Source organism: Cryobacterium zhongshanensis (assembly GCF_022760445.1).
Classification (GTDB): Bacteria; Actinomycetota; Actinomycetes; order Actinomycetales; family Microbacteriaceae; genus Cryobacterium; species Cryobacterium algoricola.
The window spans coordinates 176,544-190,072 of the sequence record NZ_JALGAR010000004.1 but is presented as its reverse complement, the minus strand read 5'-3'; the positions used below and the strand labels follow the sequence as shown (position 1 = coordinate 190,072).

Annotated in this window: 10 protein-coding genes; 4 read left to right on the top strand and 6 right to left on the bottom strand. The window is 70.4% G+C overall.

Annotated elements, in window-relative coordinates:
• Positions 1-6 precede the first annotated feature (6 nt).
• Entirely contained in the window at positions 7-1,548 is a 1,542-nt protein-coding gene (locus tag MQH31_RS15035; RefSeq protein ID WP_243012727.1) for an aldehyde dehydrogenase family protein, read from the top strand.
• Here the strand turns inward: MQH31_RS15035 and MQH31_RS15030 are convergent.
• A complete protein-coding gene (locus tag MQH31_RS15030) occupies positions 1,545-2,933 on the bottom strand; it encodes an MATE family efflux transporter (RefSeq protein WP_243012726.1) in 1,389 nt (462 codons plus the stop codon). The two genes, MQH31_RS15035 and MQH31_RS15030, sit on opposite strands and share 4 nt — an antisense overlap.
• 18 nt (positions 2,934-2,951) lie before the next feature.
• On the opposite strand from MQH31_RS15030, the gene MQH31_RS15025 reads away from it, so the two are divergent.
• From MQH31_RS15025 to MQH31_RS15015, 3 genes are all read left to right on the top strand, one after another.
• Positions 2,952-4,916: a M13 family metallopeptidase gene (locus MQH31_RS15025; protein WP_243012725.1), complete on the top strand. Its 1,965-nt coding sequence runs from the start codon at positions 2,952-2,954 to the stop codon at positions 4,914-4,916.
• 193 nt (positions 4,917-5,109) lie between these two features.
• Positions 5,110-5,937 carry a serine hydrolase gene (locus MQH31_RS15020; RefSeq protein WP_241976234.1) on the top strand — a complete coding sequence of 276 codons (828 nt, stop codon included), beginning with the start codon at positions 5,110-5,112 and terminating at the stop codon, positions 5,935-5,937.
• 105 nt (positions 5,938-6,042) lie between these two features.
• Positions 6,043-7,548: a purine-cytosine permease family protein gene (locus MQH31_RS15015; protein ID WP_243012724.1), complete on the top strand. Its 1,506-nt coding sequence runs from the start codon at positions 6,043-6,045 to the stop codon at positions 7,546-7,548.
• A gap of 13 nt (positions 7,549-7,561) precedes the next feature.
• Here the strand turns inward: MQH31_RS15015 and MQH31_RS15010 are convergent, their stop codons facing one another.
• The 5 genes from MQH31_RS15010 to MQH31_RS14990 form a co-directional block, all read right to left on the bottom strand.
• On the bottom strand, positions 7,562-8,182 hold the full coding sequence (locus tag MQH31_RS15010) for a YdeI/OmpD-associated family protein (protein WP_243012723.1): 621 nt from the start codon (positions 8,180-8,182) through the stop codon (positions 7,562-7,564).
• A 22-nt stretch (positions 8,183-8,204) separates the two neighbouring features.
• Positions 8,205-9,530 (bottom strand): alpha/beta hydrolase, encoded by a 1,326-nt coding sequence (locus MQH31_RS15005; RefSeq protein ID WP_243012722.1) that lies wholly within the window; start codon positions 9,528-9,530, stop codon positions 8,205-8,207.
• 3 nt (positions 9,531-9,533) lie between these two features.
• Positions 9,534-10,544, bottom strand: coding sequence for an alpha/beta hydrolase (locus tag MQH31_RS15000; RefSeq protein WP_243012721.1), 1,011 nt, complete (start codon positions 10,542-10,544; stop codon positions 9,534-9,536).
• 189 nt (positions 10,545-10,733) lie between these two features.
• The gene (locus tag MQH31_RS14995) at positions 10,734-11,015 is read right to left on the bottom strand and encodes a CstA-like transporter-associated (seleno)protein (protein WP_372488167.1); all 282 of its coding nucleotides are present in this window, start codon (positions 11,013-11,015) and stop codon (positions 10,734-10,736) included.
• Positions 11,016-11,022: 7 nt separating this feature from the next.
• Positions 11,023-13,332: a carbon starvation CstA family protein gene (locus MQH31_RS14990; protein ID WP_134534640.1), complete on the bottom strand. Its 2,310-nt coding sequence runs from the start codon at positions 13,330-13,332 to the stop codon at positions 11,023-11,025.
• Positions 13,333-13,529 lie beyond the last annotated feature (197 nt).

The window sequence follows — 13,529 nt, the reverse complement described above, 5'->3', positions numbered from 1 at the left end:
GGCCGGATGACAGACGAGGCAGCGGCGCCGGCAGCCGGCGCCACGGCCGGAACTGCGGCGCAACCCGCGAGTTTCCCGGCCACCCTGCCATACGGGCACGTCGACGACCTCTTCATCGACGGCGCCTGGCGTGCGGCGAGCGGAACCGGGCGGACCACGGTGACCAACCCGGCGACGGAAGCGGCGTGGGGCAGCGTGCCGGTGGCATCCACTGCCGACGTTGACCTCGCCGTCTCGGCCGCCCGTCGCGCGTTCGCGCGTGCGGGCGCAGGCGCCGACGGCTGGCGCGGGCTGGCCCCCACTGTGCGCGCCGGCTACCTGGAACGCCTGGCCGGGGAGATCGAGAAGCGGTCGGTGGCGATCTCGCACACCAACACCGCGGAGAACGGCTCGCCGGTCGCAGAGACCGGGCGCGCGGCCTCCAACGCGGCCGCGATCTTCCGCTACTTCGCCGGCCTGGCCGGCTACCTGGAGGCCGTGGACGTGCGCACGTTCCCCGACGGCTCCGCCGAAACCGTCGTGCGGCAGGACCCTGTCGGCGTCTGCGCGCTGATCGCGCCGTGGAACTTCCCGATCAACCTCGTCGTGGCGAAGCTCGCGCCGGCCTTGATGGCCGGGTGCACCGTCGTGATCAAGCCGGCGTCGCCGACGCCGCTCTCGATCCGCTTCATCGCGGATGCGGTCGCAGCGGCGGGCATCCCCGCCGGTGTCGTGAACATCGTCACCGGGAACAGCGCCGTCGGCGACGCCCTCGTGCGGCACCCTGGTGTCGACAAGGTCGCCTTCACCGGCTCGACCCCGGTCGGGCGGCGCATCGCCGGGGCGTGCGGCGAGCTGCTGCGGCCGGTCACCCTCGAGCTCGGCGGCAAGTCCTCCGCACTCGTGCTGCCGGACGTCGACCTCTCGGCGATGCAGCAGGTGCTGATCCGCAGCTGCCTGCGCAACACCGGGCAGACCTGTTACATCTCCACGCGCATCCTCGCGCCGGCCGGGCGCTACGACGAACTCGTCGACATGGTCACGGCCACGGTCCAGGCCGCGCGACAGGGCGACCCGATGGACCCGGACACCGTCTTCGGGCCCGCAGCGACACGCGCCCAGCGCGACACGGTGCGTGCGTACATCCGCTCCGGCATCGCAGAGGGCGCCAGCGCGACCACCGGCGGGGATGTGCCGAGCGGCTTCGACCGCGGCTACTTCGTGCCGCCGACCGTGTTCACCGGCGTGACGCCGGGGATGCGGATCGCGCGCGAGGAGATCTTCGGGCCCGTGCTGTCGATCCTGCGCTACGACACCCTCGACGAGGCGATCGGCATCGCGAACAACACCGCGTTCGGCCTCGGCGGCACGGTGTTCTCAGCGGATGCCGACGCAGCGTTCGATGCGGCCACCCGGATGGACACCGGTTCCGTCGGACTCGGTTTCTTCGCCTCGAACCACAACGCTCCCTTCGCCGGCCGCCACGACTCCGGACTCGGCGCCGAGTTCGGACGCGAGGGACTGCACGCGTACCTGAAGCCGCAGTCCGTGCACCGCCGCATCCGCTAGCGGGCGCCGACGACCATCCAGCGCGCGGCGCGGGCGCGCAGGCCGAGGGTGACGCCGCGTGCGCCGAGATAGCCGAACGCGAACGCCGCCATCAGCCAGGCGAGCCCGACGGCGCCCTGCGGAGCCCAGGAGAGCACAGCCCAGGCCAGCGGCACGAAGACCAGCAGATTGACCATTCCGGTCACGGCGAGGTAGCGGGCGTCACCCGCGCCGATCAGCACGCCGTCGAGCACGAAGACGAGTCCGCAGAGCGGTCCGGACAGGCCGAGGATCACGAGCGTCAGGGGGAGGAGCGAGCTCACCTCTGCCGCCGTCGTGAACAGGCCGCCGAGCAGGGGGCTCGTCACGACGAGCAGCGCGCCGATCGCCGCACCCCCGAGCAGGCCCCACTCGAGGCACCGCCGCAGCACCGCCCGCACTTCGGGGAGGTCGCCGGCCCCGAGGCCGCGCCCGACGAGGGCCTGGGCGGCGATCGCGAGCGCGTCGAGGGCGAACGCCATCGCCGCGAAGACGGTCATCGCGATCTGGAACGCCGCGAGCTGGGGCGAGCCGAGGCTCGTCGCCACGAACACCGCGAGCAGCATCGCCGCACGCAGGCTCGCCGTGCGCAGGAACAGCCAGCCGCCGCTCGACGCTCCCCGCAGCATCCCGCTGCGGTGCGGACGCAGCCGGGCGCCCTCGCGCCGGGCGTGCCGCACGACCACGACGAGGTAGACCGCGACCATCGCCCACTGCGCGATGACGGTGCCGAACGCAGACCCGACCAGCCCGAGCCCGAGGCCGTAGATGAACCAGAGGTTGAGCACGATGTTGGCCGCGAAGCCGAGGCCGGCCACCCAGAGCGGCGTGCGGGTGTCCTGCAGTCCGCGGAGCAGCCCCGTCGCCGCGAACACGAGCAGCATCGCCGGGAGGCCGAGCATCGACACGGTGAGGTACCGGGCGGATGCCGCGGCGACGGCAGGCTCAGCGCCGAACGCTCCCACGAGCTGCGGGCTCAGTGCCGCGCCGAGCAGCGCGAGCACCAGCCCGAGGCCGAGCGCCAGCCAGAGCCCGTCGATGCCGACGGACACGGCCCTGCCGCGGTCACCCGCGCCGAGCCAGCGGGCGACGGCGGGGGTCGTGCTGTATGCGAGGAACACCATCAGCCCGACGATGGTCTGCAGCACCGCGCTCGCGAGTCCGAGCCCGGCCAGGTCGACCGCACCGAGGTGCCCGACCATCGCGGAATCGGCGAGCAGGAACAACGGTTCGGCGACGAGGGCGCCGAAGGCCGGAAGGGCGAGGCGCAGGATCTCGCGGTCGATGGGCTGCGTGCGGAAGATGGCGATGCTCCCGACTCTAGCGGCGCCCTCCGACAGGGGTTCTCGGCTCGAATTCCCGGGCACAGCGAATAGCATGGACGCATGACTGACCTGGGGACCGCATCCGGAATCGACCGCGACGAACTCGACACGGGCATCCGCCCGCAGGACGATCTCTTCCGCCACGTGAACGGGAAATGGATCGACCGCACCGAGATCCCGGCGGACAAGGCCCGCTGGGGATCGTTCTACCTTCTCGCCGAGGAATCGGAGAAGGCCGTGCGCGAGATCATCCTCGAGGCGCAGACCGCCGAGCCGGGAACGGAAGCCCGCAAGTTCGGCGACCTCTACTCGAGCTTCATGGACGAGCAGCGGGTGAACGCGCTCGGCGCAACGCCGCTCGTCGCCGACCTCCTGGCCGTCGACGCGATCGACGGGGTCGCCTCCCTGCTCGGCACCCTCGGCCGCCTCGAGCGCGCCGGCGTCGCCGGCGCCTTCCAGCTCTACGTCGACAACGACCCGGGCAACCCGGAGCGTTACCTCGTCTTCATGGAGCAGGGCGGACTCGGCCTGCCGGACGAGTCCTACTATCGCGAGGAGAAGTTCGCGGCCGTCCGCGACGCCTACCGTTCCTTCCTCGAGCGGATGTTCGGCCTCGCCGGCATCGACAACGCCGCGGTGCGCGCCAACCGGGTCTTCGAACTCGAAACCGCACTCGCCGGACACCACTGGGACAACGTGCGCTCCCGCGACAGCGAGAAGACCTACAACCTCAAGACCTGGGGCCAGGTCACGGCGCTCGCGGCCGGGGCGGACCTGCACCTCTGGCTCGCGGGACTCGACGCCCCCGCCGGTGCGCTCGACGAGATCGTCGTCCGCCAGCCGAGCTTCGTGACCGGACTGGCCGAGATGCTGACAGAGGACGGGATCGACGGGTGGAAGGACTGGCTGCGCTGGCAGATCATCCGCTCGAGCGCCTCGTACCTCTCCGACGACTTCGTCGAGGCGAGCTTCGACTTCTACGGCCGCACCCTCACCGGCACCCCGCAGCTGCGCGACCGGTGGAAGCGCGGCGTCTCCCTCGTCGAGGGATCGCTCGGCGAGGCCGTCGGCCGGATCTACGTCGAACGGCACTTCCGGCCGAGCGCGAAGGCGAGCATGGACGTGCTCGTCGGCCACCTCGTCGAGGCCTACCGGCAGAGCGTCGCCGAACTGGACTGGATGACCCCGGAGACCCGGGCGCGTGCACAGGACAAGCTCGAGAAGTTCACCCCCAAGATCGGCTACCCCGACAAGTGGCGCGACTACTCCAGCCTGTCGATGGACGCAGGCGACCTGATCAAGAACGTGCGCGCCGCGAACGAATTCGAGTTCCAGCGCGAACTCGGCAAGATCGGCAAGCCCCTCGACCGCGACGAGTGGTTCATGACGCCGCAGACCATCAACGCCTATTACAACCCCGGCTTCAACGAGATCGTCTTCCCCGCGGCCATCCTGCAGGTCCCGTTTTTCTCCGATGAGCGGGATGCCGCGGCGAACTACGGTGCCATCGGCGCCGTCATCGGGCACGAGATCGGGCACGGCTTCGACGACCAGGGCTCGAAGTACGACGGCGACGGGCTCCTGACCGACTGGTGGACCGCGGAAGACCGTGCGGCCTTCGAAGAGCGCACGAGCTCGCTCATCGAGCAGTTCAATGCCCTCGCCCCCAAGCAGATCCCCGAGCACCACGTCAACGGCGCGCTCACGATCGGCGAGAACATCGGCGACCTCGGCGGCCTGTCGATTGCCTGGAAGGCCTACCTGATCTCCCTCGACGGCGCAGAGCCGCCCGTGATCGACGGTTTCACCGGAGCCCAGCGCTTCTTCCTCTCCTGGGCCCAGGCCTGGCAGCTGAAGATGCGCGACGAGGAGGCCATCCGCCTCATCTCGATCGACCCGCACTCGCCGAACGAGTTCCGCTGCAATCAGATCGTGCGGAACATCGACGAGTTCTACGCGGCCTTCGGCGTCGCGCCCGGCGATGAGCTCTGGCTCGACCCGGACAAGCGCGTCACCATCTGGTAGCCGAGCGGGACGTGCCGGGGCGCCCAGGGGCGTCCCGCTCCGGCGCAGGTCGGGCGTCTGGGCTATGGTGCTGAGGGGAACAAGGAGCCGGAACACGGAGGGACCCGAAAAAGTGTCCACGCCAGCGCGGGAATCGGAGCGACGGTCGCGTCGTGGTGCCCCGAGCAGGGGACGTCACGGCGTCTCGGAGCCGATGGCGAATTTCGGCCGCGGGTTCCAGGCGCTCGGCAACCTCGCCGTCGAGGGCGTCCAGGTCTCGGCCCGCGCCACCGACCTCGCGACGGGCAAGGTCCTCTTCTCCGTCGACGACCACGTCGTGATGCCGACGGCAGGGATCGGAACCGTCCTCCTCCTGGTCGAGGTCGCCGCCCGGCTCCCGAACGCCGAATTCGGCGCCCTCACCATCCTCGACCGCACCCCGGCGGACTCCGTCGGGGGTTCCGGCGTCTGGCAGCACCTGCAGGCCCCGTCGCTGCCCGTCGCAGACCTAGCCGCCCTCGTCGGCGGTGTCGGCGACAACCTCGCCGCGAACGTGCTCCTGCGCGCGGTCGGCCTCGCGGCGGTCCAGGCCCGCACCGAACAGCTCGGCATCTCCCACACCGCGCTGCTCGACCTCGTCCGCGACGAACGCGGCCCCGACCACGCGCCCCAGCTCTCCGTCGGCAGCGCCCAGGAGCTCACGGGTCTCTTCACGTCCCTTGCCCGCGGTGAGGTCGTGGATGCCGCGACGAGCGAACGCGTGATCGGCTGGCTGTCCCTCGGCGCGGATCTCTCCCTCGTCGCGAGCGCGTTCGGGCTCGATCCGTTCGCGCACCGTGGCGGCGACCATGGGTTGCTGCTCGTCAACAAGACCGGAACGGCGCCCGGCGTCCGGAGCGAGGCCGGAGTGCTCCGCGGCCCGCGGGCCGGCGTCGCCTATGCCGTCTCGATGTCCTTCGCCGACACCCGCCTCCCGCTGCGCCTCGCGGTCCTCGACGGGATGCGCGCCGTCGGCCTCGACCTGCTCGAGTACGTGCACTGAAACCGAGTTCCTGAGTACCTGAAGACCTGAGTCCCGAACGCCTGAACACCTGAACACCCGAACACCGAACACCTGACCGAGACCCGCCGAGGAGAGGGGCAGCGGATGTCCGCGAACGACCGGACGCACGCGCAGACGGACGCCGGACTGCCGGGAGCGAGCCCCGGCATCCGCCCGGTCTTCGAGGTCGAGCTCAATGGCATCAACGCGATCGACCGCGCTGAGCATCGCGGCCGCCCGCGCGAGCTGTTCTGGCCGTGGTTCGCGGCGAACGTCTCTGTTCTCGGCATCAGCTACGGTTCGTTCCTGCTCGGGTTCGGCATTTCGTTCTGGCAGGCCACGATCGTCGGCCTCGTCGGGATCGTGCTCTCCTTCGCGCTCTGCGGTTTTGTGGCGCTCGCGGGCAAGCGCGGCCACGCACCGACGATGACCCTGAGCCGGGCGGCGTTCGGCGTCGACGGCAACCGGGTGCCGTCGGCGCTGTCGTGGCTGCTCACGGTCGGCTGGGAGACCGTGCTCGCCTCGCTCGCGGTGCTCGCGACGGCGACCGTGTTCACCGAGCTCGGCTGGGACGGCGGGGTGCTCACCCAGGTGGTGGCCCTCGTCGTCGTGGCCGGCCTGATCGTGGCGGGCGGCGTCTTCGGGTTCGACCTGATCATGCGCCTGCAGAAGTGGATCACGATCGTCACGGGCCTGCTCACGGTCGTCTATGTGTTCCTCGTCGTCGACCACATCGACTTCGGAGCCATCGCGGCGATCCCCGGCGGAGACGTTCCGCACGTGATCGGCGCGCTCGTCTTCATGATGACGGGCTTCGGCCTCGGCTGGGTGCAGGCCGCCGCGGACTACTCCCGGTACCTGCCCCGCTCGGCCTCCAGCCGCGGCGTCGTCGGCTGGACGGCCCTGGGCGCCTCGCTCGCCCCCGTCGTGCTGCTCCTCTTCGGGCTCCTGCTCGCGGGATCCTCGACCGACCTCAGCGCCGCCATCGCCGTCGATCCGATCGGGGCGCTCACGACGATCCTCCCGGTGTGGTTCCTCGTGCCGTTCGCCCTCGTCGCGGTGCTCGGCCTGATCGGGGGCGCCGTGCTCGACATCTACTCCTCCGGACTGGCGCTCCTCACCACCGGGCTGCGGGTGCCGCGCTTCGTCGCGGCCGGGATCGACGGGGTGATCATGGTGCTCGGCGCGATCTACGTCGTGTTCTTCGCCGGGAGCTTCCTCGGTCCGTTCCAGGGTTTCCTGATCACCCTCGGCGTCCCCGTCGCGGCCTGGTGCGGCATCTTCCTCGCCGACTTCGCGCTCCGCCGCTCCGACTACGACGCCGGGGCCCTCCTCGACCCGCGCGGTCGCTACGGGAGCGTGCGGGTCGGCGCACTCGCACTCCTCGGGCTCGGCTCCGTCGTGGGCTGGGGCCTCGTCACCAACGGCTTCGCGGACTGGCTCGCCTGGCAGGGGTACCTGCTCGGCCCCCTCGGCCTCGGCGGCCGGACCGGCGACTGGGCATTCGCGAACCTCGGCGTGCTCGTCGCCCTCGCGATCGGCTTCTGCGGCACGCTCCTCATCGGCCACGGCGCGGTGCGCGCCCAGGAGCAGCAGCCCCTCCCGCGCTGACCCGTCCACGCGCTCAGTCGGCCGCGGGCGGAGGTTTCGGCTTCCACTGGTTCGCCCGCTCGCCACGGCCGGCGAGCCGGGCCGTCTCGTCGACGCGTTTCGCCCGGGTCGCCGGCGTCTTCGCCTGCACGATCCATTCGAGGATGCCGCGGCGAGCCGAGGGCGGGAACGCGTCCCACTGCGCCCGCGCACCCTCGATCGCGTCAAGCGCGGAGCCGAGGTCTGCGGGAACCGTGAGGTTCTCGACCTCGTCGAGCCGGGTCCAGGAGCCGTCCGCCTCTGCGGCCGCGACGACGGCCTCACCGGCGGGCAGCATCCGCCCCTCGCTCCTGAGCACCTCGATGCGCAGTTTGTTCGGCCGGGCCCAGGCGCTGCCGCGTTTCCGCGGCGAGAAGTAGAGCATGGTCCGGTGCTCGTCCAGCCGGGCCGGCTTGCTGTCGATCCAGCCGACCGTGAGCGCCTCGAGCACGGCGTCCTCGTAGGCGAGGATGGGGCGGCCGGACGACTTCCGCCAGAACACGAGCCACACGGCCGTCGCCGCCTGGTGGTTCTCCCCGAGCCAGGCCCGCCACTCCTCCACCGACTCCGGGTGGATGCGCGGCACCCCGTCCCCGCTCGCGTCGCCTGTCCTCATGCGAGCGACACTACCCGCGAGTTCAGGAGGGGGGAGGGGCGAGACCGAGGCGCGGGAAGAGGGCGTCGAAGCCCAGGTCGAGGCCGCCGGTCAGGGCGGACCCTCCATGGTCGGCGCCGGGAACCTCCCGGTAGACCGTGGTGATCCCGGCATCCTGCGCGGCGGCGGCGAGGATCCGTTGGCCGCCGGAGAATTGGGTGTCCAGGGCTCCGACGGTGAAGACCGCGAAGTCCCCGGGGAGCCGGTGGGCGGCGAGCAGGTTGACCGGCTTCTGGGCGTCGTATGCCGCCTGGTCGCCGCCGAAGACGTCGTTGAGAGTCCTCGTCGGTACCTCGGATCCCGGTGAGACCTCGCCGGAGATGTCGAGCACGTTGGACCAGATGTCCGGGTGCTTGGCCGCGAGCGAGATGGCGCACTGGCCGCCGTTCGAGTACCCGGCGATCGTCCAGTACCGGTGGTCCTGGATCACGTTGAGGTTGGCGGATGCCCAACCGACGACATCCCGGGTCAGGTACGTCTCGACCTTGCCGAATCTTGCGGTGTCGAGGCAGAGCGGATCGGCGGCCGGGTTCCCCAGCTGGTCGGCCACCACGACGATCGGGGCCAGCCCGCCGTGCCGGGCGGCCGCACGGTCGAGGCTCTCCGCTGCCTGCTCGGGGTCCGGGTTGCCCGGTTGCCCCATCAGGAGGATCACGAGCGGCAGTGCGGGGGCATTCGGCACCAGGGCCGCCGGCGGCAGGTAGACGCCGGCCGGGCGGGCCACGAAACCGGAGTGCGGGTTCGGGATGGCCTGGCTTCCGATGCTTCCCGTCGCGGGGAGTCCGGCCGGGGGTGTCCAGGTCTGCCAGAGCGGCCGGCTGGCGTGCCCGGGACGCTCGTCGCCCACGCCGGGGCGCAATGTCGGCGCCGTGAGGGCGATGGGCGGAAGGACGTTGATCCCGAGGAGGGCACCGAGCGTGCGATCGAGGCCGTAGCCGGCATTGATGCCGAGCGCGCCGGTCGCCGCGAACAGCAGCACCGAAACCGCCGCGATGCTCCGGCGCAGGGGACGCGTCTTCCAGAGGTTGGCCAGGGCGAGCCCGATGGCCCCGCACGCCGCCGCCAGCCAGAGGTAGGTCACGGCGCCGAGACCCACCCCGAACAGGTTGAACACGCGAACCGTGAGGAACCAGGTCAGCACGGCGGCGAGGAGGCCGGACCCGATCCCGATTCCGACGGTCAGGAGCCAGCGCCCGCGCGGCGGCCTGGCGAGCAGGAAGACGACTGCGGCGGCGGAGAGCGCCCACGCCACGAGCGTCACCGGCGGGTGAACGATGTCGAGTCTCAGCAGCCCCCCGAGGACGTCCACGCCCTAGCCGAGCCCGAGTCTGCTCGCGAGCACGCCGAAGGCCCGGGTGAGCCCGCCGTCCAGCGCCTCGAGGGAATGGCCCTCGCCGGGCACCTCGTAGTACGTCACCGCTACCCCCGCAGCCTTGGCCGTTCCGCTCAGATCCTTGAGTCCCGGTTCCATCTCCGAGTCCTCCGAGCCGACCGTGAACACAGCCGTGGTGTCAGGGTAGCGTCTCTCGCCGAGCAGTGTGGCCGGTTTCGTGGCGTCATAGGCCGCCTGGTCCCCCCCGAACACGTCAGCGAGCACGTCGGGCTCCGTTTCGAGGCCGGCATACGCGGTGCCGGAGGCGTCGATGAGGCTGCCCCAGACCTCCGGGTACCGGAGCGCGAGCGACAGGGCGCACTGGCCGCCGTTCGAGAACCCGGCGACGGTCCACGAGTCGCGGCCGGTCTGGATGTTCAGGTTGCCGCGCGCCCAGTCGAGAACGTCCCGCTCGAGGTACGTCTCGACCTGGCCGTATTCCGCCGTGTTCAGGCACAGCGAGTCGACGTCGGGATCCCCCAGCTGGTCGGCCACGAGCACGATCGGGGCGAGGCCGTTGTGGGCTGCGGCGAAGGCGTCGAGCACGGATGCGATCGGTCCGGCGTCCGGGTCTCCCGGCTGTCCCATCATCATCAGCACGAACGGCAGGGCCGGGGCGTCGGGGACGAGGGCGGCGGGCGGGAGGTAGACCTCCGCGTCGCGCGCGCTGAAGCCGGATACGGTCGCCGGGATCCGCACGCTGCCGAAGCTGCCCGTGGACGGCAGGTCGGCCGGGGGCCGCCAGGTCTCGGGGAGGGGGGATGCGGCATCCGCGGCCCCCGCCGCCATTGGTGCGGAGAGGAGGGGGAGGGACATCGGGGGGACGGCCTCGTCCGGCTGCACGAGTCCCGTCGTGACGCTGAGCGCGACGACGACGGTGGCGACGAGCACCACGACGCCTGCTGCTCCCGCGGCGATCCCGAGACGCCCCGCGGCGGAACGAGTGCCCATCCGACCGCCCTCTCCCGAAGCCAACGCGAGCCCTGCGACTCTGTTGTTTCCGACGTTAGGAAAGCAAGCTGGACATTCGGTGCGAGCGGCGCCGGCCGGAATTCCCCGTCCGGATGCGCGAAAGCGGGTGAGCCGTCTGTTTGCCCCAGTCAAAGCGACGATTCACCCGCTTTCGCGAGCCTCAGAGCGTCAGCAGCAGCGGCCCTGCGGGTTGGCGTCCTGGCGGTCGGTCTGGTCCCGCCAGAACTCGCGTTCGGTCATCATCCGCTCCCCGGGATGGGCGGGGTCGGCTGCCCCGTGCGCCGCTTCGTGATGCGCCCGGTACTTGTCCCAGGCGTCCTCTCCCAGCACCCCCTTGACGTACCAGGCCAGACCCCGCGCTGCCCGGCGGATGCCGCTGCGAACCGCAGCGAAGGGTGTCACGCCGGCCGCGGGCATCCGCTGCCCCCGGCCCGCCCCGGATTCCGTCACCGGACCGTCACCGGCCGGGGGCGCCGGCGCCGGTGTCCTGGGCCCTCCTGGCGCTCTTCTCTGCGGCGGCCTGGGCGTCCCAGCGACCCTGCAGTTCCTTTTCGGCCGGGGTCGGCAGGAAGCCGGACGGCGCGAACATCTGCGACGGGAGCGCGGGGTCCTCGTTGGTGCCGAAGTCGCGGCTCTTCCAGGACTTCCAGGTCGCCACGACCGAGGAGACGATCACGATGATCGCGAGGGTGACGAAGAGGATCGACAGGAGTCCCTGCACCATCGTGTTGCGCACGACGGCCTCCATGGCCGCAACGCTCGGCGCCGTGCCGAAGGAGGTCTTCCCGGCGGCGAGGGCGTCGGAGAACGCCTTGTTCTGCGCGAAGTACCCGACGGCCGGGATGGTTGAGAAGATCTTCAGCATCGAGGCGTAGATCGTGATGATCGCGGCGAACGCGAGGGGAACGGCGACGATCCAGATGTACTTGAACTTGCCCTGCTTCGCGACGATCGCCATGCACACCGCGAGCGCGATGGCGGCGAGCAGCTGGTTCGCGATGCCGAAGAGCGGGAACAGGGTGTTGATCCCGCCGAGCGGGTCCGTGACGCCCATGATCAGCACCGCGCCCCAGAGGAGCACCATGATGCCCGTGGTGAGCCACGCCCCCGTGCGCCACGAGGTGTTCTTGAACTTCGGGAAGAAGTTGCCGAGGCTGTCCTGGAGCATGAAGCGCGCGACGCGGGTGCCCGCATCGACGGCGGTGAGGATGAACAGGGCTTCGAACATGATCGCGAAGTGGTACCAGAACGCCATCATGCCCGAGCCGCCTGCGACCTGTTGCATGATGTGCGCGAGCCCGACGGAGAGCGTCGGCGCGCCGCCGGAGCGGGAGACGATCGTGGCCTCGCCGACGTCCTTCGCGGTCTGGGTGAGCATCTCGGGGGTGAGGTTGACCCCGGTGAGCCCGAGGCTGTTGACGAACGCGACGGCGCCTTCGACGGTGCCCCCGGTGAGGGCTGCCGAGGAGTTCATCGCGAAGTAGATGCCGCGGTCGATCGAGACGGCGGCGACGAGGGCCATGATCGCGACGAAGCTCTCCATGAGCATGCCGCCGTAGCCGATGAAGCGGGTCTGGCGTTCCTTCTCGATGAGCTTCGGAGTCGTGCCCGAGGCGATCAGGGCGTGGAAACCGGACAGGGCGCCGCAGGCGATCGTGACGAAGAGGAACGGGAAGAGCGACCCGCTCACGACCGGTCCGCCGTTGGCGACGAACTCGCTGAAGGCGGGGACGGTGATCTCCGGGCGCACGATGATGATCGCGATCGCGAGCATCCCGATCGTGCCGATCTTCATGAAGGTCGAGAGGTAGTCGCGCGGGGCGAGCAGCAGCCAGACCGGGAGGATCGCGGCGACGAAGCCGTAGATGATGATGCCGATCGCGAGCGGCACCGGGTCGACATGGAAGAACGCCGCTCCCCACGCCGTGTTCGAGATGGCGCCGCCGCCGATGATCGCGGCCAGGAGCAGCACGAACCCGATGATCGAGACCTCACTGACCTTGCCCGGCCGGAAGAAGCGCAGGTAGCAGCCCATGAACAGCGCGATCGGGATGGTCATCCCGACCGAGAAGACGCCCCAGGGGCTCGCCGCGAGGGCGTTGACCACGACGAGGGCGAGGATGGCGACGATGATGACCATGATCGCCATCGTGGCGATCAGGGCGGCGGTGCCGCCGATCTTGCCGAGCTCGTCGCGGGCCATCTGGCCGAGAGAACGGCCGCCGCGACGCATCGAGTAGAACAGCACGATGTAGTCCTGCACCGCCCCGGCGAGAACGACGCCGACGATGATCCAGATCGTGCCGGGCAGGTAGCCCATCTGCGCGGCGAGCACAGGACCGACGAGCGGTCCCGCCCCGGCGATCGCGGCGAAGTGGTGGCCGAAGAGCACCCGGCGGTCTGTCGCCGCGAAGTCCTTGCCGTCCGCCTTGTACTCCGCGGGGGTCGCCCTGCGGTCGTCCGGCTTCAGCAGGTGCTTCTGGATGTAGTTGGAGTAGAAGCGGTAACCGATCAGGTAGGTGCATACCGCGGCGAAGACGAACCAGATGGCGTTGACGGTCTCACCGCGGACGACCGCGAGCATGACCCAGCTCAGTCCGCCGAGGAGGGAGATGCCGGCCCAGAGTGCGATCTTGGCCGGGGTCCAGCGCCGCTCCTGCGCGTCGTGTTCTGTCTGGTCGAGGGCGACGGGGAGCAGGGCCGGATCGCGATCGAGCGGATCAGCCCCCGTGAAAGCGTCGTTCGGCGTGCGGGGCCTGGTGCCCATGATCTCTCCTTTGAGGTGGTGCAGATGGTGCTGAGGTGCGGCTCGCGTTCGTGCCGAATCCAAGCTGAGTGTGAGCTGAATTCGTGATGATTCCTTAGCAATGCTAACAGCCTGAGGGTCGCACCGGGACGAGAGCCTAAAATGGGTACGCCTGACCGGGAATTTCCGGAAGCGCCGCCCCACATCCACCCTCGACC